At 65.9% G+C, this 20,852-nt stretch carries 16 protein-coding genes; 2 read left to right on the forward strand and 14 right to left on the reverse strand.

Features of this window, described 5'->3' with window-relative positions; all coding sequences use genetic code 11:
* Positions 1-37 precede the first annotated feature (37 nt).
* The 3 genes from ISP20_RS16795 to ISP20_RS16805 form a co-directional block, all read right to left on the reverse strand.
* Complete coding sequence (locus tag ISP20_RS16795; RefSeq protein ID WP_204637251.1) at positions 38-3,139, reverse strand: efflux RND transporter permease subunit; 3,102 nt, start codon at positions 3,137-3,139, stop codon at positions 38-40.
* Positions 3,140-3,148: 9 nt separating this feature from the next.
* A complete protein-coding gene (locus tag ISP20_RS16800; protein ID WP_204637252.1) occupies positions 3,149-4,279 on the reverse strand; it encodes an efflux RND transporter periplasmic adaptor subunit in 1,131 nt (376 codons plus the stop codon).
* Between the two features lie 305 nt (positions 4,280-4,584).
* Positions 4,585-5,049 carry a MarR family winged helix-turn-helix transcriptional regulator gene (locus ISP20_RS16805; protein WP_204637253.1) on the reverse strand — a complete coding sequence of 155 codons (465 nt, stop codon included), beginning with the start codon at positions 5,047-5,049 and terminating at the stop codon, positions 4,585-4,587.
* A 73-nt stretch (positions 5,050-5,122) separates the two neighbouring features.
* Here ISP20_RS16805 and ISP20_RS16810 point away from each other — a divergent pair, with 73 nt between their 5' ends.
* Positions 5,123-5,644, forward strand: coding sequence for an O-acetyl-ADP-ribose deacetylase (locus tag ISP20_RS16810; RefSeq protein WP_204637254.1), 522 nt, complete (start codon positions 5,123-5,125; stop codon positions 5,642-5,644).
* On the opposite strand, the gene ISP20_RS16815 is transcribed toward ISP20_RS16810, so the two are convergent.
* The 11 genes from ISP20_RS16815 to ISP20_RS16865 all read right to left on the reverse strand — a co-directional run bounded on the left by ISP20_RS16815 (position 5,628) and on the right by ISP20_RS16865 (position 17,980).
* Positions 5,628-7,337 carry a BatD family protein gene (locus ISP20_RS16815; protein ID WP_204637255.1) on the reverse strand — a complete coding sequence of 570 codons (1,710 nt, stop codon included), beginning with the start codon at positions 7,335-7,337 and terminating at the stop codon, positions 5,628-5,630. The genes ISP20_RS16810 and ISP20_RS16815 overlap by 17 nt on opposite strands.
* On the reverse strand, positions 7,334-9,253 hold the full coding sequence (locus ISP20_RS16820; RefSeq protein WP_204637256.1) for a VWA domain-containing protein: 1,920 nt from the start codon (positions 9,251-9,253) through the stop codon (positions 7,334-7,336). Before ISP20_RS16820 ends, ISP20_RS16815 begins: the two co-directional genes overlap by 4 nt.
* A complete protein-coding gene (locus tag ISP20_RS16825; protein ID WP_204637257.1) occupies positions 9,250-10,230 on the reverse strand; it encodes a VWA domain-containing protein in 981 nt (326 codons plus the stop codon). The genes ISP20_RS16820 and ISP20_RS16825 overlap by 4 nt, the downstream gene beginning before the upstream one ends.
* Positions 10,227-10,721 carry a DUF4381 domain-containing protein gene (locus tag ISP20_RS16830; protein ID WP_204637258.1) on the reverse strand — a complete coding sequence of 165 codons (495 nt, stop codon included), beginning with the start codon at positions 10,719-10,721 and terminating at the stop codon, positions 10,227-10,229. The genes ISP20_RS16825 and ISP20_RS16830 overlap by 4 nt, the downstream gene beginning before the upstream one ends.
* Positions 10,718-11,650 carry a DUF58 domain-containing protein gene (locus ISP20_RS16835; RefSeq protein ID WP_204637259.1) on the reverse strand — a complete coding sequence of 311 codons (933 nt, stop codon included), beginning with the start codon at positions 11,648-11,650 and terminating at the stop codon, positions 10,718-10,720. The genes ISP20_RS16830 and ISP20_RS16835 overlap by 4 nt, the downstream gene beginning before the upstream one ends.
* Positions 11,647-12,642, reverse strand: a complete 996-nt coding sequence (locus ISP20_RS16840; RefSeq protein WP_204637260.1) for an AAA family ATPase — start codon at positions 12,640-12,642, stop codon at positions 11,647-11,649. Before ISP20_RS16840 ends, ISP20_RS16835 begins: the two co-directional genes overlap by 4 nt.
* Before the next feature lie 157 nt (positions 12,643-12,799).
* Positions 12,800-14,929, reverse strand: coding sequence for a type IV pilus secretin PilQ (locus ISP20_RS16845; RefSeq protein ID WP_204637261.1), 2,130 nt, complete (start codon positions 14,927-14,929; stop codon positions 12,800-12,802).
* Positions 14,930-14,983: 54 nt separating this feature from the next.
* The gene (locus tag ISP20_RS16850) at positions 14,984-15,520 is read right to left on the reverse strand and encodes a pilus assembly protein PilP (protein WP_204637262.1); all 537 of its coding nucleotides are present in this window, start codon (positions 15,518-15,520) and stop codon (positions 14,984-14,986) included.
* Positions 15,517-16,206 carry a type IV pilus inner membrane component PilO gene (locus tag ISP20_RS16855; RefSeq protein ID WP_204637263.1) on the reverse strand — a complete coding sequence of 230 codons (690 nt, stop codon included), beginning with the start codon at positions 16,204-16,206 and terminating at the stop codon, positions 15,517-15,519. The genes ISP20_RS16850 and ISP20_RS16855 overlap by 4 nt, the downstream gene beginning before the upstream one ends.
* Positions 16,206-16,922, reverse strand: coding sequence for a PilN domain-containing protein (locus ISP20_RS16860; RefSeq protein ID WP_204637264.1), 717 nt, complete (start codon positions 16,920-16,922; stop codon positions 16,206-16,208). Before ISP20_RS16860 ends, ISP20_RS16855 begins: the two co-directional genes overlap by 1 nt.
* Complete coding sequence (locus ISP20_RS16865) at positions 16,922-17,980, reverse strand: type IV pilus assembly protein PilM (RefSeq protein ID WP_204637265.1); 1,059 nt, start codon at positions 17,978-17,980, stop codon at positions 16,922-16,924. The genes ISP20_RS16860 and ISP20_RS16865 overlap by 1 nt, the downstream gene beginning before the upstream one ends.
* A gap of 249 nt (positions 17,981-18,229) precedes the next feature.
* Between ISP20_RS16865 and ISP20_RS16870 the strand changes: the two genes are divergently transcribed.
* Positions 18,230-20,767, forward strand: coding sequence for a penicillin-binding protein 1A (locus tag ISP20_RS16870; protein WP_204637266.1), 2,538 nt, complete (start codon positions 18,230-18,232; stop codon positions 20,765-20,767).
* Positions 20,768-20,852 lie beyond the last annotated feature (85 nt).

The following is a 20,852-nucleotide window of genomic DNA, read 5'->3' on the forward strand; positions in this document are numbered from 1 at the left end:
CAGTCGCGCACAAGTGCGCTCCCACAGGGTCTCCGCTTCAGTGTGCCGTCTCAGCACCGCCCACGCGCCGCTTGCGCGAGAGCCGCGTGTGCAAGCGATCGAGATACAGATAGATCACTGGCGTCAGGTACAGCGTGAGCACCTGCGACACCAGCAGGCCACCCACCACCGCCAGGCCCAACGGCCGACGCGTCTCGGCACCGGCGCCCAATCCCAAAGCGATCGGCAAGGTGCCCGCAAACGCGGCCGCGGTGGTCATCATGATCGGTCGGAAGCGCACGTGGCAGGCTTCCACGATGGCGAGCGCAGGCGCGGTGCCATCGCTGCGCTGCTTCTCCAGCGCGAAGTCGATCAACATGATCGCGTTCTTCTTGACGATGCCGATCAGCATCACGATGCCGACGAAGGAGAACAGGTCGAGTGGCGCACCGAAGATCATCAGCGTCGCCAACGCGCCTACGCCCGCCGATGGCAGGCCCGACAGAATCGTCAACGGATGGATGAAACTCTCGTACAGGATGCCAAGCACCAGATAGATCACGAACAACGCCATCACCAGCAGCAAGCCCATGCCCTGCATCGAATCCTGGAACGCCTGCGCCGTGCCTTGCACACTGCCGGTGATCGTGGGCGGCAGGTTCATCTGCTTCATCGCGCTGTCGATGCTCGCCACCGCTTCGCTGAGGCTCACGCCCGGCGCAAGGTTGAACGACACCGTCACCGCGGGTATCTGGCCCTGGTGATTCACCGTGAGCGCCTGCGGCTTGCGTTCGAAACTCGCCACCGCATTGAGCGGCACCAGCCCGCCACTGCTGGAGGTGACGTAGATCTGCGACAGCACCTCGGGATCATTCTGCAAGGCGTAATACACCTGCAGGATCACCCAGTATTGCGATGACGCACCGTAGATGGTGGAAATCTGGTTGGCGCCGAATGCCGAACCCAGCGCCGTCTGCACCTGGTCCATGGTGAGGCCGAGCGTGGCGAGCTTGTCGCGATTCACGTCCACCACGATGGACGGGCCGTTGAGGTCCAGGTCGCTGGTGACGTCCTGGAAACCATGCAGCTTGCTGAAGGCGGTGATCACCCGGCCCGACCAGTCGTACAGCGCGGGCGTATCGATCGACTGCAAGGTGTATTGGTACTGCGCCTTCGATTGTCGTCCGCCTACCTGGATCGATGGCGGGTTCTGGATGTAGGCCCGGATGCCCGGCACCTTGGCGAACTTCGCCCGCAGCTCCTGGATGATGCCGTTGACGTCGAGCGGCCGCTCGCTGGCAGGCTTGAGCGTGAGCGACAGGGAACCGTTGTTGGTGGTGGTACGCGCACCGCCGCTGCCCACCGAGGACATGTAGCTGGCGATGTTCGGATCCTCGCCCACGATCTTGGCCAGCTGCTGCTGACGTTGCGCCATGCTGGACACCGAGGTGTCATCGGGGCCTTCGACATTCACGTTGAGCTGACCCGAATCGCCGGCGGGAATGAAGTCCTTGTCGACCACCACGAACAACACGCCGGTAGCCAGCAGGCTGGCCACGAACAGTCCCATGATGCTGCGCGGGTGATGCACGGCCCAGGTCAGCGAACTCACGTAGCCGCGGCGTACGCGCTCGAAACCGGCATCGAACCACAGCACGACCCGAGCTTTCTTCTCGTGCTCGGCATGCTTGAGGAAGCGGCTGCACAGCATCGGCGTGAGGGTGATCGAGACGAAGCCCGAAATCAGGATCGCCACGCTCAGCGTCACCGCGAACTCATGGAACAGACGGCCGACGATGCCGCCCATGAACATCACCGGCAGGAACACCGCCACCAGCGACAGCGTCATCGAGAAAATGGTGAAGCCGATCTCGCTGGCGCCCTTGAGCGAGGCTTCGTACGGGTCCATGCCCTCTTCCACGTGACGCACGATGTTCTCGAGCATCACGATGGCATCGTCGACCACGAAGCCGACCACCAGGGTCAGCGCCAGCAGCGAGAGATTGTCCAGGCTGTAACCGAGCGCAAACATCGCGCCGAACGTGCCCACGATGGACACCGGCAGCGCCAGCGCGGGAATCAGGGTGGCCGAGGCGTTGCCCAGGAACAGGTAGATCACCAGCACCACCAACACGCCCGCGAGCATCAAGGTGAACTGCACGTCGTTCACCGATTCGCGGATGGACACCGAGCGGTCGTACAGCACGGCCAGCTTGATCGATGGCGGCAAGGTGGCCTCGAACGTGGGCAGCACGGAGCGGATGCGGTCGATGGTCGCCACCGTGTTGGAACCCGGCTGGCGCTGGATGGCCAGCACGATGGCGCGCTCGCCGTTGTACCAGCTCGCGACCTGGTCGTTCTGCACACTGTCTTCGGCCTTGCCCAGGTCGGATAGGCGCACCGGCGCGCCATTGCGATAGGCCACGATGATGCTGTTGTACTGATTCGCCCGCTGCAATTGGCCGTCCGAACGCACCTGCAGCAGCTGGCGACTGCCGTTGAGCGAACCGGTGGCGAGATTCACGTTGGCCGCGGCCACCGCGTTCTGCACGGTATCGATGCCGATGCCGCTGGCCGCCAGCTTCTGCGGATCGACGCTCACGCGCACCGCGTATTTCTGCGCGCCGTAGACGCTCACCTGGGCAACGCCATCGATCATCGACAGGCGCTGCGCCAGTTGCGTCTCCGCGTAGTCGTCCACCACCGACAGCGGCTGCGTGCGCGAACGCAGCGTGAGATAGAGGATCGGTGCGTCCGCGGGGTTCACCTTGCGGAACGTGGGCGGCGTGGGCATGTTGGTGGGCAGCTGGCGCTGCGCCGAGGAAATGGCCGCCTGTACATCCTGCGCGGCACCGTCGATGCTGCGATCGAGTTCGAAGGTGAGCGTGATCGAGGTGCTGCCGAGCGCGCTGGTCGAGGTCATCGACTGGATGCCGGCAATGGTCGAGAGCTGGTTTTCCAGCGGCGTGGCGACTGCCGTGGCCATCGTCTCCGGCGCGGCGCCAGGCAGGCTCGCGTTCACCGTGATGGTGGGGAAGTCGACGTTCGGCAGTTCGTTCACCGGCAACTTCGGATACGCGACGACGCCGAATACCAGCAACGCCACCATCAGCAGCGTCGTCATCACCGGGCGTTGAATGCACAGGGCTGGCAGGTTCATGGCGCCGCCTCAGCCGTTGTCGGTGACGACGTGTATGTGCGCGCCATCGACCAGCAGCAATTGGCCGTCCGTGACCACGGTCTCGTTGCCGTTCAGGCCCTTCTCGATGACGATCTGGCCGCCCGTGCTGGGCCCGGCCGTCACCATGCGCTGCTGCACCGTGCCGTCCGCATTGACGACGAAAACGAAGCTGCCGAGCGGCGCGTTCTGCAAGGCCACCACCGGCACCGTCACCACGTTGGAGAGGCGCGTGGTGGGCAACACCACTTCCACGAACTGGCCCGGTGTGAGCCGATCGTCGTCGTTGGTGTAGCGCGCCTTGAGCTGGATGGTGCCGGTGGTGGTGTCCACCGAGTTGTTGATGAAGTCGAGCTCGGCCTCCATCGGTGCGGTCTTGGTGTTCGGGATGGCCACCGACACCGGCACTTTGCCGCGCGCCATGGCGGCCTTGATGCCATCGAGACCCGTCTCGGGTGCCGAGAAGGTGATGTGGATGGGGCGGATCTGGTTCAACACCACGATGGAGGTGTCGTTCGCCGTGATCTGTGCGCCCGGATAAACGAGCGGCGCACCCGCGATGCTGTCGAACGGCGCCTGGATCTGCGCATAGCTGAGCTGCGTGCGGGCCAGCTCCACCGCAGCCTGATCGGATTTCACCGCCGCGCTGTAGATGCCCTGGTTGGCCTTGTAGGTGTCGTAGTCCATCTGCGAGACATAACCCTTGCCGAGCAAAGGCTGGTAACGCTTGATGACGGTATTGGCGTTGTCCAGCTGCGCCTGGTCCTTGGCCAGGTTGCCGAGCGCCTGGTCGAGCTGCGCCTGCAGCAGGCTGGGATCGATGCGGATGATGGTGTCGCCCTGCTTCACCTGTCCGCCGGGCTTGAACAGCAGGGCCTGCAACTGGCCGCTCACGCGCGCCTGCACATTCACCGTGGAAAACGCCTCGGCGCGACCGATCACCTTCAAGGTGAGATCGAGGTCGCTGCGATGCGCACTGGCCACCTTCACCGGCACCGACGCGGCCACCGCAGGCGTTTTCGCCTTGGCGCGTTCGCTGCCGCGGAACATCTGCGCGGCCACGATCGCCGCCACGATGACGACGGCCAATACCAAGAGTTTCTTGCGGGACGTGCCTTGCATGATGTCTCCGACCACCCACCGCTGCCGGCATGCCCGGCATGCGCCGGGATGCCGCCCTAGCGGCCGCGCTGCGTGTCTGTCCAAAAGGGGATTGCCGCACCGGGCATGCTCTCGGGAGCATGCCCCACTCCGTCCAGTGCGTCTCATTGGGCATTGTGATGCAGCCAGCGTCCGTGGCTCGCACGACCGACAGCACTTGGCAAACCGCCTGCCGTCAGGCAGGCGACATGTTCATCGCAACATAGTGTGGCACGCGTGTGACATACACCTGCCAGAAGGCCTGGTTGGCGGATTTTTCCGGGCGATCAGAGCTCGGCGTCGTCGGATGGGCCGCCGTTGTCCAGCGCCTGCAGGTTTTCCTTCATGCGGTTGAGCACGCCCAGCGCATGTTCCAGCTCAGGCACGCCGATACCCTGGGTGGCGTCCTTGCGCACGCCCTTGGCGATCAGCTCCATGTCGGCGATGACGCCACGCGCCTGGTCGGTCACGTACAGCCGCCAGGCGCGGCGATCCTTGGGATCGGGCCGGCGCTCGACGAAACCGGCCGCCTGCAGGCGATCGATCACGCGGCCCACCGCAATGGGCTCCATTTCCAGTGATTCGGCCAGTTCGGTCTGGCGCAGGCCTTCGCGGTGATAGAGCATCTTGGTGGCCCGCCACTGGGCGCGGGTCAACCCGAATTTCACGGCGCGCCTGTCGAAGTGCTTGCGGAACAACAGGGTGACGTCGTTGAGCAGATAGCCAAACGAGATGTCTTCTGCCTTAGTCATGGCGATAGGTCAGTCCGGGCGAGGCGTTAGGAAGGTCAAGCATACGTCGCAACATTTTACGAAGCCAATGCCAATGAACATAGAGATCATTGTTAGCGACATTACCGCCTTGGATGTGGACGCCATCGTGAACGCCGCCAATCCCACCCTGCTGGGCGGCGGCGGCGTGGACGGCGCCATCCATCGTGCCGCCGGCCCACGGCTGCTGGAGGCCTGCCAGGCCCTGCCCGAGCTCAGCCCCGGCGTGCGCTGCCCCACCGGCGAGGCACGTATCACGCCCGGTTTCGAGCTCACCGCCCGGTACATCATCCACACCGTCGGGCCGGTATGGCTCGGCGGCGGCAGCGGCGAACCCGAGCAACTGGCCCGTTGCTACCGCAACAGCCTGACGCTGGCGACCGAATACGACCTGGCCTCGATCGCCTTTCCCGCCATCAGCTGCGGGGTTTACGGCTATCCGCCCAAGCGGGCAGCGCGCGTGGCCCTGCGCAGCCTGCTCGATGCGCCTGAGGGCGGCCCCTCGCAGGTGCTGGTTTGCTGCTTTGGGCGGGACATGGCCGATATCTGGCGCGAGGCGCTCAGCGACGCAAGCTGAACGGATAGAGCGGCGGCAACGGCGAGGCATCCGCGGAGCCAGTCGCCGGCTGCCAGGCAAAGCCATCATCGCGGAAGGCGGCGGCCAGCCGCGAACCCAGGCCTGGTTCGTCTGCGCCTGCGTAGCGTTTGCGCTGCAAGGCCTCGATGGCCTCGCGCTGGGGCCCGGCCGACAGGGCCTGCGCCAATTCGCCCAGATTCCGCAGCGAAGGACGCTCCGCCTGCGCCCAGGCCAGCAAGGCAGCGGCCTGCCCGGGGGCGTCACTGCCGCGCGCCTGGACCAGGAACGCCGCACGCAGGCGCGATGGCGAACCCTGAGCTGCGGCCGGCGAGGGGGCGGCCCCGGCGGTCTTGTTCGATCGACGGCGCCACAGCATCCAGGCCAGCACACTCAGCACCCACAGGGCGAGGCTGACCAGGGCCACGGTGCGCCACCATCCGCCTCCGCTCACTGCCAAGGGCGCCGTCGAGGCACTGGGATGGACGACAGCAGCGGCGTCGGCCTGAGGCACTGCCGCTGGCGGCGCGGCAGGCGCACCCGCGGCACCCATGACGGTAAACGTCCGGGCCGGCACACGCGCGGTCTCGGCATGGTTTTCCAGCACGTTCCACCAGGTGAGCGTGGTCTCCGGAATGGTGAGCGTGCCGGGACGATTGGGCACCACCGCGAAACTCTGCTGGCGGCGCCCCACCAACCACTGGCCCTCCACGCGCGAGCCGTTGACGGGCTTGTCCGGGTACACCGTGGCGCCATCCAGCGACGGCAGGCTGAGCGACGGCAGCGCTTCGTATGGCAGTCCGACGGCCTGCACGTTCATCACCAGGTTGAGCGGCTCGCCCACGTGCAGGTCGCCGTGCGAGGGACCGCCGTCGAGCGTGAGGTTGAGCGACCGCGCCGGCAGCCAGGCGCCCTGCGCGGCCTGGGCCGGCGCGGGACGCACGTCGAAAGCCACCGTGGGCGACGAGGCAGTGATCGGCGTGCCGTTGCCGAAGAAGGCATCCGGGTTGGCCATGTCGACCGACTCGCCCTGAAAGGCGACCGAGGGAATCTGCAGGTGGCCTACGCGCTGCGAGGTGGCGGCATAGCGACGCTCGATCACGTTGTAGCGGCGACCGCCGCGCTCGGCCTGGTAATTGATTTCACCGCCCAGCCGAGGGAAGTCCATGCCCGGCAGCTGCGGATCCTCCAGCGCCCCGCTGGTGAGGTCGGTGGCATAGAACAAGCGCAGCGTATAGACCACCTGCTGGCCCACATAGGCGCTCGCCGGGTCGATCGTGGCCTCGAGGAAAACGTCCTTGCGACCTTCCGCGGCCGCCGCCGTATCGGGCGGCAGCACTTCCACATCGACCGGCGCGGTGGTGCCGCCGGCAAACGACAACGCCGGAATGTGCAGCGTGCCCACATGCAGCGGGCGCAGCGCCACGCCCACCGTCACCTGCAACGAACGCTGCCCGTTGATGATGCTGAGGCTGGTGTTGCTGGACGACCCGAGCACGGCGAAGTCCTGCGACAGCGCGCTGAGATCGGGTGTGGCCGCCATCGCGCCACTGCTGGCGCGCAGGTTGAGCGTGACGGTTTCACCGAGTTCCACGCGGTTGCGGTCGAGCGTTGCCGTGACATCGGCGGCGAGCGACAGCAGCGGCCATGCGCAGGCAAGACAGAACGACAGCAAGATCAGGTAACGCGACTTCACTGCGAATCACCTTCTGATGACGACGCGCCGCCGTGGCGCTGCCGGTATTCGAGTTCGAACTTGCGCCGCAACAGCGCGCCCGGATCGTCCGGCACGCGCTGCAACGCCTGGCGCACGTCGGCCGGCAGTTTCGACTGCGCATCGTCCTTTTCGATCGCGCCCAGCTCGTGCGCGCCGTTCTGCGGTTTGTCCTTGCCCGGCGATTTGCCCAGCGCCTCGTCCATCTGCTTCTGCAGCGCCTGCTGCGCCTGCTGCTGGCGCGCCTGCTGCTCGGCTTGCTGCTCGGGCGTTTGCGGCTGGCCTGCCGAGTCCTTGTCGGACGGATGATCCATCGGCGAGTTGCGGCCTTGTTCGCTCTGCGGATTGCCACCGTTGCCCTGGGCGTCGCCGTGCGCATCCTGCGAGGGCTTGCCTTGCCCCTGGTCCTGTTTGTCCTTGTCGCCCTGCTGGCCCGACTGACCCTGCGCATTCTCGGGCGGCGTGGTCGATGGGCCGTCGCCTGCCTTGCCCTTGTTGTCCTTGGCGCCGTTGTCGTTCTTCGGATGCTGCGGCTGGCGCCGCATCCAGTCCTCCACCGCCTTGCGGTTCGCGCTCGCGTCGGCATTGTGCGGATCGGCCTTGAGCGCGCGGTCGTACGCCGCCAGCGCCGCCTGATAATTGCCTTGCTTGGCCAGCGCATTGCCGAGGTTGTACTGGGCATCGGTGCCGGGCAGCGAACGCAGGTCGTTGCCTGCTGCTGCGTAGTCGCCGGCGCGATAAGCCGCTGCGCCACGCAGTGCCGGATCGCGCGCGAGCTGTTGCGCCTGCCTGGCGTTGCCTTGTTGAAGCGCCGTGGCGGCCTGCTGATCCGGGCGACGCCACAGGTCGCTCCATGCGCCCGCCTGCGCGGTACCCGGCATCGCCGGCAGCAACGCCAGCGCCAACAGCATCAACCAGCCGCGCCGGAACGATGCCGCCGCCAGTGGCAACAACGCGAGCAACAACCATGGGCCACGATCCTGCCATTCGTCGCCGTGCAGATCCGTGGCCAGCGTCTCCGGACCGCTCGCGCTCAGTTCGCTGGCAAGAGCGCGTATGTCCCGATCGTCGTCGGTCATGGCCACGTACTGGCCACCGCCGCTGGCGGCCAGGGCGCGCAGGTTGTCATCGTTGCGCCGCGCCAGGATGACGCCGCCCTGGGCGTCACGCTGGAAACTGTTGTCGGACAGCGGCACCGGTCCGCCTTGCAACGTGCCGATGCCAAGCACCGACACACGCACCCCTGCGGCCGCCGCCTTGCGCGCCGCCGCCTGCGCATCGGCATCGGCATCGTCGGTGACCAACACCAGCGAGCCGCCGCCGACCTTGGCATCGTGAATCAAGGAGACGGCCCGCTCGATGGCCTTGGCCGCATCGTCGCCATCGAGCGGCATGGTGTCGGGCGACAGTGCGTCGAGCAGTTCGTTGAGCGCGGAAGCGTCCGACGTCAGTGGTGCGACCACGAACGCCTCGCCCGCATAGGCGATCAGGGCATTGAGTCCATCGTGATTGGCCGTGAGCAGATCGCGCACCTTGTAGCGTGTGCGGTCCAGCCGGCTGGGTGTCACGTCGCGCGCCAGCATGTGTTGCGACATCGATACCGCCACCACCTGTGCGGCCCGCTTCGCATACAGCGGCTGCGCCACGCGGCTCCAGGTCGGCCCCGCCATCGCCAGCGTGACCAGCGTCCATCCGCACGCCAACAGCCAGGGCGACGCACGCCTACGCACCGCATGGCCCTTCAACAGGAACGGCAGCAATTCCGGATCGACCAGCCGCGACAACTGATCGCGCGCGCCCTGGCGCCTGGTTGCGAGCACCACCAGCAGCGGCAGCGCAAGCAACAACAGCAACCACCACGGGCGCAGGAAATGCATCTGCTGCAAGGCCTCGCTCATGCCATGGCCTCCCGGCGGAGCGGGCGCGGCGCAAACGCCAGCATCCAGAGGATGACGGCGAAGCCGAGCGGCCAGCGGAACAACTCGTGCCGCGGTCGCAGCGAGGGTCCCTGCTGCGGCATCGGCTCCAGTGCGTCGATGGCGCGGTAGGCATCGGCAAGCTGGCTCGAATCGGTGGCGCGGAAATAACGGCCGCCGGTCTGCGTGGCGATCGAACGCAGCATGGTTTCGTCGAGATCGGCGGAAGGATTGACCGTATGCGTGCCGAACAGATCGGGAACGCTCATCTCCGTCGCACCGATGCCGATGGTATAGACGCGCACGCCCGCGGCCTGCGCGGCGTGGGCCGCATCGAGCGGCGCGATATTGCCGGCGTTGTTCACGCCATCGGTCAACAACACGACCACGCGCGCCTGTTCCGGCAAACCCGCCAGGCGCTTCACTGCCACGGCGATCGCATCGCCAATGGCGGTCTCGGTGCCCGCAAGCCCTACGGCGGCGCCCTGCAGCTGCGCGCGCACGGCCTGCAGATCGTAGGTGAGCGGCGTGACCAGGAAGGCGCGACTGCCGAACAGGATCAGCCCCATTTCATCGCCGCTGCGACGCGCGATGAAATCGCCGGCAATCGCTTCCACGGCACCGAAGCGGCTGACCGGTTGACCGCTCAACTGCATATCCTCGGCGCGCATGCTTCCGGAAAGATCGACCGCCAGCATCAGCGCTCGCCCGCTGCGCTGCTGTGCCTGCGGGGGACCCACCCATTGAGGCCGCGCAGCGGCGACCAGCAAGGCCAGCCATGCAAGCACCAGCAACCAGGTGCGCCAGCCGCCGCGGCCCTGCCGCTCCGGCGTGTCCAGATGCACGCCCGGATGAGGAAGATGCAGCGCCTGCCCGGGCGACGCCGGCCGCAGCCACCAGCGCAACAGCCACGGCAGCGGTGCCAGCACGATCACCCATGGCCATACGAACTCGGTCACGGGCGCACCTCAACTCGTTTGCGCCATGCCAGCTGTAGCCACCGGCGCGTGGCGCTGGCGGCGGCATCGGCGTCCAGCGGTGCGCCGGGCTGGTACATCGCCGCTTCCAGGGCATCCAGTTGGCCGAGTGTGCCTGGGTCAACCGTCATCGTTGCCAAAGTCTGCCGCCAGGCGTCGCCACGCTGCTGCGCGGCGGTGGCATCGATACGCAATGCGCCACGGCGCAGCAATTGGTGCAGGCCGGATGCCAGCGCCTGCGGCTGTTCACGCCACAGCGCCAGCACCCGATCCACTTCCGCCAGCACCTGTTTTTCTTCCGCATGACGGCGCCGCTGACGACGCCACCACCAGATCGCCAAACCCACGGCCAGCAGCGCCAGCACCGTCAGGAACCACCAACCGGGCGCCAGCGGCCACCAGGACGGGTGGGGCGGCAGATGGATATCGCGCAGCACCGGCCCGTTCGGTGGCGTGGCAGCCGGCGCGTTCATCGGCGCACTCCGGGGGCCAGCAGCGAGATCACGGCGTCGAGCGGATCGGCCGCGGTATCGATGGTGACATGCGGCAAGGCCAGCGCCTGCGCCATCGCGTTGAGCCGCGTCTGGCCGGCACCCAGTGCCTGCTGGAATTCACGGCGCTGGCGCTCACCAAACAGCGCGACCTCGCGCCGGGTGCCGTCGTGTTCCATCGGATAGCGGCCTGCCGGCGGCAGGCCCAGTTCCAGGGCATCCGCCACCACCAGCACGCGAATGCCTGCCTTGTGCGAGAGATCGAGCAGGCGGCCGCGCGCCGCCTCGTCGCAGCTGAGTCCATCGCTGATCAACAGCACTCGATTGGCGCCATGCATCAAGCGCGCGGCACGCAGGATCACATCCGATAGCGGCTCGCCAGGAAGGGCCGGATAGTTCGCATCCCAGTCGGCCAGCGCGCCACACACCGCCAGCGCACCGCGCGTGCCAGCCTGCGGCCGCAACATGCTGTGACCGTTGCCGAAGGACATCAGCCCCACGCGCTCGCCCGCCCGCACCGCGTACCACGCCGCCAACGCGGCAGCGCGCGCGGCCTGCACCGATTTCAGACGCACGCGCGTGCCGAAACGCATGCTCTCATGCGCATCCAGTAGGATCAGCAACTGCCCCTCGCGTTCTTCCTGGAACAACTTCGTATGCAGCCGGCCGCTACGGGCGGTCAATCGCCAATCGAGACGGCGCACATCATCGCCAGGCTGGTAGACACGCGATTCGGCATAGTCCATGCCTCGGCCGTATAGACGGCTGGATTGCTGGCCAGCGCGCATGGCGCGACTTTCCAGCCGCGGCAGCGCCGCCTTGGCCACGCGGGCACGCAAGGCCATCAGTTCCGCCAGGCGAACGCGCGTTCGGCCATCGCCGTCCACCGGCTTGTCGACAACGGCGTTCACGGCAATGGCACGAGATCCAGCACGCGACGGATCACCTGGTCGCTGCGCACGCCCTCGGCTTCCGCCTCGTAGCTGAGCAGCACGCGGTGACGCAATACCTCGTGCACGATGGCATGCACGTCTTCGGGCAGCACGTAGTCGCGTCCGGCCAGCCACGCGTGGGCGCGGGCGCAACGATCCAGCGCAATGGTGCCTCGCGGGCTGGCGCCCCAGGCGATCCAGCGCTTGAGTTCGGCGCCGTAGACACCGGGTTCGCGGGTGGCCAGCACCAGCTGCGTGATGTATTCCTCCAGCGCCGGCGCCATGTGCACGTCGAGCACGGCATCGCGGGCGTTGAAGACGTCGGTCTGGCTCAGGGTGGGACGCGAGACCGGCAGCGGATGCAGGCTCCTGCGGGCCTGTTCGCGTGCCAGTTGCAGGATCGCCAGTTCGGCGGCCGCATCGGGATAACCGATGGTCACATGCATCACGAAGCGGTCGAGCTGCGCTTCGGGCAGCGCGAAGGTGCCTTCCTGCTCGATCGGGTTCTGTGTCGCCATCACCATGAATAGGTCGGGCAGGCGCCAGGTGCTGCGGCCGACGGTGATCTGGCGCTCGGCCATCGCCTCGAGCAGCGCCGACTGCACCTTGGCGGGCGCGCGGTTGATCTCGTCCGCCAGCACGATGTTGTGGAACAGCGGACCGCGTTCGAACTCGAAGCTGCCCGCTTGCGGGCGGAAGATGTCCGTGCCGGTGAGATCGGCGGGCAGCAGGTCGGGCGTGAACTGCACACGGTGGAAATCGGCTTCGATACAGCCTGCCAACGCCTTCACCACGGTCGTCTTGGCCAGGCCGGGCGCGCCCTCGACCAGCAGATGGCCGTCGGCCAGCAAGGCCACCAGCAGGCAGTCGATCAGGTGCGGCTGACCGATGACGCTGCGTTGCAATTCATCGCGCACGCGCAAAAACGCCTGCTGCAGGGGGGAAGAGGTTGAAGCCTCGGGCATGTCCATCGGGGAATCCAGGGGTTGAACGTAACCACAGACCTTAACCGGCCCCGGAAGTTTAATACCCATGACTTCCGGCCCCCATCGGCGGCCGGCCTCATCTGCCCGAAAAGCAAAGGGGCGGCCGAAGCCGCCCCTTGCCGTATTGAGTGCCAGACCGCGTTTACTGCAGGCTTTCGCTCAGGATGCGCGGGGTCACGAAGATCAGCAGCTCCGCCTTGTCGCTTTCGCGCTTGGTGGTGCGGAACAGCATGCCCAGACCCGGGATGTCGCCCAGACCCGGCACCTTGGTCGCGTTGTTCTGCTTGGTGATCTCGTAGATACCGCCCAGCACCACCGTCTGACCGTTGTCGACCAGCACCGAGGTGTTGATCTCACGCGTGTCGATCTGCGGCACCTGGCCACTGCCCGGCACGGTGATGAAGTCCGCCAGGGCGTCCTTCTTCACGTTGATCATCAGATAAACGCGGTTGTCGGAGGTGATCGTCGGGGTGACCTTCAGCTCGAGCACGGCGTCCTTGAACTGCACCGTGGCCGTGCCGCTGCCCGCTGCGCCGGTGGCGCTGTTCTGGTAGGTCACGTAACCGATTTCCTGGCCCTGGCGGATCACCGCTTCCTGCTGGTTGGCGGTAATGACGCGCGGGCTGGAGATCACTTCGCCACGGCCTTCGGTCTGTGCGGCCTGGAGTTCGAGATCCAGCGCGTAGTTCTTGCCGAGGATGCCTAGAGCGATGGAGCCCGCCGCCTGGTCGGCCGTCGGCAGATTCACGTTGATGCCGCCGGCCGTGCCGGCAGCGGTGGTCGTGCCGCCGGTGGAAATCTGCTGGCCGCTGGGGTTGGTGCGTACACCCTGCGCACCGAACCTGGCACCGAGTTCACGGGTGAAGTTGTCGGTCGCTATCACGATGCGCGATTCGATCAACACCTGCTGCACCGGCTTGTCCAGCACCGCGATCAGCGCACGCAGCTCGCGGATCTTCTGTGGGTTGTCGTTGATCAGCAGGGTGTTCGTACGCTCGTCGAAGGACACACTGCCGCGGGTGGACAGGAATCCACGAGAGGCGTTGCTGGAGCCACCAGCGCCGCCACCCTGGCTCTGCTGGGCACCGGTGGTCAGCAGCTTGGCGATGTCCTTGGCCTTGCCGTAACTGATCGGCACGTAGTCGGTGACGAGCTCGGAATTGTCCTCGGCCTTCATGCGGGCATCGGCCACGCTCTGCTCGTACTTGGCCAGTTCTTCCTGCGGCGCAATCCAGATCACGTTGCCGTTGCGGCGCTTGTCCAGGCTCTTGGCGCGAAGCACCACGTCGAGCGCCTGATCCCACGGCACATTGACCAGTCGCAACGTGACGCTGCCGCCCACGGTATCGGAGGCCACCAGGTTCAGGCCGGAGATGTCGGCCAGCAACTGCAGCGCCGAACGCACCGGGATGTCCTGGAAGTTGAAGGTCACGCGGTTGCCCGTGTAGACCGGCTCCTGGCCCTTGGCCGCGGCGGCCTCGGCCTTCGGATCCTTCTTCTTCGGTGCCACTTCCACTACGTACTGGTTGCCGCTCTGGTAGGCCGACGTGTCGACCTGGCCCTTCACGCTGATTTCCATGTGGGCACCGGCACCGCCGGCCTTGGTCACGATCGACTGCACCGGCGTGGCGAAATCGAGCACGTCCAGGCGCTGTGCCAGGTTGGCGGGCAGGTTGGCGTGGCTGATGTCCACGATGACCTTGTCGTTCTGACGCTTCATGTCGGCACTGGCGCCGGGAGCACTAAAGTCGATCAGGATGCGGCCTTCGCCGTTGGGGCCGCGACGGAAGTCGATGTTGGACACCGCCGGACCGCTGGCCATCGACGGCAGCGCCTTGGACGGATCGATGTTCGATGCCGTCGTGGTGGTCTGCGCATCCGTGCCGTTGTTCACCGTGAGTACGAGGCTGTTGCCTTCGACCCGCGAGCGATAGGTGGAGTCGCGCACCAGTTCGATCACCACGCGGGTGCGGCCACCGGCGGAAACCGCCGATACGCCCGTCGTGGCGCCCTTGCCGATATCGAGATGGCGTGCCGCCGCGTTATCGGTATCCGGAAAATCGACCGCGATGCGCGGTGGATTGCCGGTGGTGAATATCTTCGGTTCCGGCACCGGACCCTGGGCGAAGTTCAGATGCAGCTCGACGCGGCCACCGGGCAGCGCGTCGTAGCTGATGTCCTTCAGGGTACTGGTAGCGGCGGCAGCAGCGTTCGACCAGGCAGCGCCCAGCGTCAGCAGACCCACGACCATGTAACGGCTTGCCTGGCGCATGACACGGCCCCGAACGGTTTTGAATTGGTTGGTCATTGCATCAGCCCCTGTTTCTTATTTCTCGCTGAGCGCGATGCTGGCGGAACGTTCCATCCAGCCACCGTTGCCGTTGGACACCAGTTCCACCAGGTCGATGTGGTCTTCGCCTACCGCGGTGACCCGACCATAGTTCTGGCCCATGTATTCGTTGCGATGGACACGGTGGATTACGCCACCGGGATCCTTCACGAGCACTTCCATGCCTGCACCGCTCCCCACGGTGCCGACCATCTTCAAGCTGTCCAGCGCAAACATCTCCAGCGGTTCCTTGGCGCGGTTTTCGTCCGGCCGGGGTCCCGAGTTGGTGTTGGTCTGGAGTTCGGCCGTGCTCGGGCTGAACGGATCGCGCTTGTCCTGGTCGTTGTACTGGAAGGTCTCGAACGTCTTGATGACGGGCAACGGCGGGATCGGCGCGCCCTTCTTCTGCTTTTCCTGCGCGACCCACTGGTGAAGGTCGTCCTGCCCGCTGCAACCGGCGAGGGTCAGGACGGCGCACATCACCAGCAAGGCGTTCCTCATGGAAGCAGGCCTGATGGCAGCGAACTTGCTCATTTCTGCCCTCCCGTCTTCGCGGCCGGCTTGCCGTGCGTGGACTTGGCGTTCGCCGCCTTGGCCGACGCGCTTTCGTCTTCATCCAGGTAGCGATACGTCTTGACCGTACCCTGCAGTACCAGCAACCCGTTGGCGGCAGCGCCACCCTTGGGATCCTTGTTCTTGGGCGTCAACGACACATCGTGCATGGTCAGGATCACCACGCGCGGCAACGAAGCCACGCCGCTGATGAACGTACCGAACTGGTGGTACGTGCCCACCATGCGCAACTGGATCGGTTTCTCCGCGTAGAAGTCCTTCGGCGACTCCGGACCCGGCTGGAACAGTTCGGTCTCCAGACCCGCGGAAAGCGCGGTCTGCGAAATGTCGATCAGCAGTTCGGGCATCTCGGTCTTGCTGGGCAGCTGGCGCAGCAACTGGCGCAGCATGTCCTGCATTTCGTCCAACTGCTGCTGGAGCGCCTCGAGATTGACCGACTTGGCCTGCTTCTCGGAGAACTCCTTCTTCAGCTGCTCTTCCTTGGAAACCGCCGACTGCAACGTGTCCTGCTGGTCGCTGACGAGGAAGTACCAGCCGGCAAGCACGATCAGGACGATCAGCAAGCCGGTGAAAAACATCTTTACCGATTTGGGCCAGCCACCGATGTTGTTGCGATCGAGGCTCTGCAGTTCCTGGAGGAATTTCATTACCTCGCTCCTCCATTGGCAGCAGGGGCAGGCTTTGCCGGTTGCGCCGGCACTGCCGCCGCGGTGGCTGCCTTGGCGGGCTGGGTGACATTGGCAGCGGCTGGCTGCGGCGCCGCCGAGCTGGCAGCTGCCGGGCCGTGATCGCTGCCGGCGCCCTCGCCGTTCTCGTCGGACTTGGGCCGGCTCAGCGCCACATCCAGTCCGAACGCGTAAGGCAGGCGGCTGTCGCCATGCGTGTTCTCGGTCTTGCGCAGATCGGCATGGCCCATCCACTGCGACGACTCGATGTTGCGCATGTACTCGGCCACGCTGGCGTTGGACTGCGCCACACCGTCGAGCGTCATCGATTCGCCGGTCTGCTTCAGGCCGTTGAGACGCGCGCTGGCGGGAATGGTCTTTACCAGCTCATCGAACAAGTGAACCATCTGCGAGCGGTTGGCCTGCAGTTGCTCGATGATCTGCTTGCGCGCCAGCAGGCTTTCGCGGACTTTTTCCAGGTCCTTGATCTTGGTGATGCGTTCGTCGAGCTGCTTGATCTCGCCTTGCAGGTAGACGTTGCGATCGTTCTGGCTGCTGATCCGACCGTCCATCCAGCCGTACCACACCAGCACGCCGAGCACCGCCACCACGGCGGCGGCGCCCAGCTGCATGAAGAACTCGCGCTCGCGCTGCTTGCGGCGCTCGACGCGCCACGGAAGTAGGTTGATGTGTGCCATCAGTCAAAGCTCCTCAGCGCGAGGCCGACCGCGATCATCAACGCGGGGGCGTCCTGTGCCAGCGACTGGGCCTGCACGCGAGGCGAGAGCGACATGCGCGCCAGCGGATTGGCCACCACGCACGGCACCCCGAGCTGCTCTTCGAGCATCGGGCCGATGCCGTCGATGGATGCGCAGCCGCCGGCCAGCACGACCTGGTCGACCTTGCTGTATTCGCTGCCCGCGAAGAAGAACTGGAGCAAGCGGCTGATCTGCTGCACCAGCGATTCCTTGAACGGCTCCAGTGCCTCGCTCTCGTAGGAGTCGGGCAGGCCGCCCTTGCGCTTGGCACGGCCCGCTTCCTCGTAGGAGAGACCGTAGCGGCGCATGATTTCGTCGGTGAGCTGCTTGCCGCCGAACACCTGCTCACGCGAATAGATGGTGCGCTGGTTGCGCAGCACCGACAGCGTGGTCATGGTGGCGCCGATGTCGACCACCGCCACCAGCGCGTCGCGGCCGACGTTCAACTGGTCGGCCACCATCGCGAACGCGTTTTCCATGGCGAACGCTTCGACGTCGATCACCTTGGCGGACAAACCGCCCAGATCGAGCGCGGCCACGCGCATGTCCACGTTCTCCGTGCGCGATGCGGCCAGCAGCACGTTGTTCATTTCAGGGTTGTCGCGTACCGGACCGAGTACCTCGTAATCGAGGCTGACTTCCTCGATCGGGTACGGGATGTACTGGTTGGCCTCGACCTGGATCTGGCCTTCCAAATCGTCCTCGGACAGCTCGCTCGGCATCGGGATCACGCGCGTGATCACGGCCGAACCGGCCACGGCGGCACAGGCGTGCTTGAGCTTGGAACCCGAACGCGCCAACGCGCGCCGAATCGCCTCACCCACGGCCTCGACCTCGACAATATTCTTTTCGACTACAGCGTTGGGGGGCAGTGGCTCAACCGCGTAATGTTCCACGCGATAGCGACCGCCGGCCTGGCTGAGCTGCAGCAACTTGACGGCCGTCGAACTGATGTCGACGCCAACAAGCGGCGGCTTCTTGGGTGTAAAGAGCCCCACGATTTTCCCCCTTGCCCCTGAGCGCCCAGACTCAGATTGGTCTGATGCGCACTGGCATTTAATCCAAAAATTAACGTATTGGCAACGGCCTACGAGCTTTTTCTCGACTCATTCGCGTGACGGCATCCACAGCTTGAGCGAATGAGCCGCTGGCCTAGTTCTTGCTGTGACACGCTCGGTTCATGCCGTGGATACTGCTACATCTATACTCTGCGTTGTTTTGACTCACGTCTCGCAAACACCCAAATCATGCAAATTCTTAAGCGGTTGCTGCGCTGGATCCTGGTCCTGGCTTTCACGGGTTTGCTGCTGGGCGTTGCGGCGATCGGCGTGGCCTACTGGCTTATTTCCCCCCGTCTCCCCTCGGTGGCCGTCCTCAAGGACTACCACATGCAGGTGCCGCTTAGAGTGCTGTCGGCAGATGGCAAGCTGATTGCGAGCTTCGGCGAGACCCGCCGCATCCCCGTGGCGATGGGCCAGGTGCCCGACCGGCTCAAGCACGCCGTGCTGGCGGCCGAGGACGCCAGCTTCTACCAGCATCCGGGCGTGGACTGGCACGGCATCGCCCGCGCCAGCTGGCATGTGCTGGCTTCGGGCGGCGACAAGGGCTCGGGCGGCTCGACCATCACCCAGCAGGTGGCGCGCAACTTCTTCCTGAGCCCGGAAAAGCTCTATTCGCGCAAGCTGACCGAGATCTTCATCGCCCTGCGCATGGAGAGCGAGCTGAGCAAGGACCAGATCCTGGAGCTCTATCTCAACAAGATGTTCCTGGGCCACCGCTCCTATGGCGTGGCCGCCGCAGCCTCCTATTACTACGGCAAGACGCTGGACCAGCTCACCGTGGCCGAATGCGCCACCCTGGCTTCCACCTTCCAGTTGCCCTCGCTGGTGAACCCGCTCAACAGCCCCAAGCGCATGACGGCCCGCCGCAACTGGGTGCTGGGCCAAATGCTGGAAAACCGCTTCATCTCCAAGGCCGAGTACGACCAGGCCATCGAGGAACCGCTCGATGCGTCGCCGCATGAGCCGGCGATCGAGGTGGATGCCCCTTACCTGGCGGAAATGGTCCGCCTGCAGGTGCTCGACCGCCTGGGCAACGACGCCCTCACCGAAGGCTACGTGGTGAAGACCACGGTCAACAGCATGCGCCAGCAGGCGGCCGTGGACTCGGTCCGGGCCGGCCTGGTGGAGTACGACCATCGCCATGGCTGGCGCGGTCCCGAGGCACACCAGGAACTGGCCGCCGAGGCCGGTACCGATGAGCTGGAACGCGCGCTCGCCGGTTACACCGACATCTCCGGCATGCAGCCGGGCATCGTCACCCAGGTCTCGCCCACCGAGGCCAGCGTCTACCTGGCCAACCGCGACGAGGTGAAGCTCGACCTGGCATCGGTGGAATGGGCGCGCCCGCGCATCGACGACACCCGCGTCGGCGCCACCCCCAAGAGCGTCGCCACGGTGCTCAAGCGCGGCGACATCATCCGCGTCACCCGGGATGAAAAGGGCGAGTGGCTGCTCACCCAGATCCCGGGCGTCCAGGGCGCGCTGGTCTCGCTCGATCCCGAGGATGGCTCGCTGCAAGCACTGGTCGGCGGCTTCAACTTCCTGCGCAGCAAGTTCAACCGCGCCGTGATGGCGGCACGCCAGCCGGGTTCGAGCTTCAAGCCCTTCATTTACTCGGCGGCGTTCGAACGCGGCTTCACGCCGGCATCCATCGTCAATGACGCGCCGCTCGCCCTGCCCGACCCGTCGCGTCCGGGCGGCCTGTGGACACCCTCCAACGACGACGACAAGTTCGACGGCCCGATCCGCCTGCGCGAGGCCCTGGTGCAGTCGAAGAATCTCGTGTCTGTGCGCCTGCTCGACGCGATCGGCGTGCGCTTCGCCCGCGATTACGCGACCCGCTTCGGCTTCTCCCTCGATTCCCTGCCCGGCAACCTGTCGATGGCGCTGGGCACGGCCTCGGTGTCGCCGATGAGCATGGCCCGCGGTTTCAGCGTGTTCGCCAATGGCGGTTACCTGGTGACGCCGTATTTCATCAGCGAGATCGACGACCGCGACGGCAAGCCCGTCTATCAAGCCAACCCGGCCCGCGCCTGCCGCACCTGTGCCGAGCGTTTGCTGGACACGCGCCCGCCGGGTCCACCGCCGGCAAACGCCAGCGCCGCCCCGGGCAATACCGTCGCCACCGCGGGGAGCGCCGGCAGCGCCCCGGCCACCTCGGGCAGCCTGGCTGGCGTCGGCGACGCCGTGCTTCCGGCCGACGCCCACGGCGACAGCGCTCACCCGCCCGTGCTGGCACCGCAGGTGATCGAGGTCCGCAATGACTATCTGGTCACCTCGCTGATGCAGGATGTGGTCAAGCGAGGCACCGGCGCGGCGGCGGCAAAGCTGGGCCGCACCGACCTGGCCGGCAAGACCGGCTCCACCAACGACCACCGCGACGCCTGGTTCGTCGGCTTCAACAGCAACTTGGTCACCTCGGTGTGGGTGGGCTTCGACGACTTCGGCTCGCTCGGCAAGGGCGAGTTCGGCGCCAAGGCCGCCCTGCCCATCTGGATGTCCTATATGGGCACGGTGTTGAAGGATCAGGCCGCGGGCATCTTGCCGATGCCGCCCGGTATCACTACGGTACAGATCGACCGCTCCAGCGGATTGCCCGCCGGCGCGGACGACACCAATGTCATGTCCGAGTACTTCAAGGTGGAGGACGTGGACCGGTTGCGTAACCAGGCCAACCAGCAGCAGGAGGACCAGGATCAGCAGCACGCCTACGACATCTTCTAAACGTCGGCAGCGCGGATTCGCTCCACTTACCGCACTGCCGCTCGCGCCCGCCGACAAGGGCGCCAGATTGCCGGAGGAATGAGGC

This window comes from Dyella kyungheensis (assembly GCF_016905005.1).
Taxonomy (GTDB): Bacteria; Pseudomonadota; Gammaproteobacteria; order Xanthomonadales; family Rhodanobacteraceae; genus Dyella; species Dyella kyungheensis.

Excerpts from the sequence above, each read along its gene's own strand:
- ISP20_RS16795 (WP_204637251.1), bottom strand. The coding sequence starts at position 3,139 with ATGAACCTGCCAGCCCTGTGCATTCAACGCCCGGTGATGACGACGCTG.
- ISP20_RS16800 (WP_204637252.1), bottom strand. The coding sequence starts at position 4,279 with ATGCAAGGCACGTCCCGCAAGAAACTCTTGGTATTGGCCGTCGTCATC.
- ISP20_RS16805 (WP_204637253.1), bottom strand. The coding sequence starts at position 5,049 with ATGACTAAGGCAGAAGACATCTCGTTTGGCTATCTGCTCAACGACGTC.
- ISP20_RS16810 (WP_204637254.1), top strand. The coding sequence starts at position 5,123 with ATGAACATAGAGATCATTGTTAGCGACATTACCGCCTTGGATGTGGAC.
- ISP20_RS16820 (WP_204637256.1), bottom strand. The coding sequence starts at position 9,253 with ATGAGCGAGGCCTTGCAGCAGATGCATTTCCTGCGCCCGTGGTGGTTG.
- ISP20_RS16830 (WP_204637258.1), bottom strand. The coding sequence starts at position 10,721 with ATGAACGCGCCGGCTGCCACGCCACCGAACGGGCCGGTGCTGCGCGAT.
- ISP20_RS16840 (WP_204637260.1), bottom strand. The coding sequence starts at position 12,642 with ATGGACATGCCCGAGGCTTCAACCTCTTCCCCCCTGCAGCAGGCGTTT.
- ISP20_RS16845 (WP_204637261.1), bottom strand. The coding sequence starts at position 14,929 with ATGCGCCAGGCAAGCCGTTACATGGTCGTGGGTCTGCTGACGCTGGGC.
- ISP20_RS16850 (WP_204637262.1), bottom strand. The coding sequence starts at position 15,520 with ATGAGCAAGTTCGCTGCCATCAGGCCTGCTTCCATGAGGAACGCCTTG.
- ISP20_RS16855 (WP_204637263.1), bottom strand. The coding sequence starts at position 16,206 with ATGAAATTCCTCCAGGAACTGCAGAGCCTCGATCGCAACAACATCGGT.
- ISP20_RS16860 (WP_204637264.1), bottom strand. The coding sequence starts at position 16,922 with ATGGCACACATCAACCTACTTCCGTGGCGCGTCGAGCGCCGCAAGCAG.
- ISP20_RS16870 (WP_204637266.1), top strand. The coding sequence starts at position 18,230 with ATGCAAATTCTTAAGCGGTTGCTGCGCTGGATCCTGGTCCTGGCTTTC.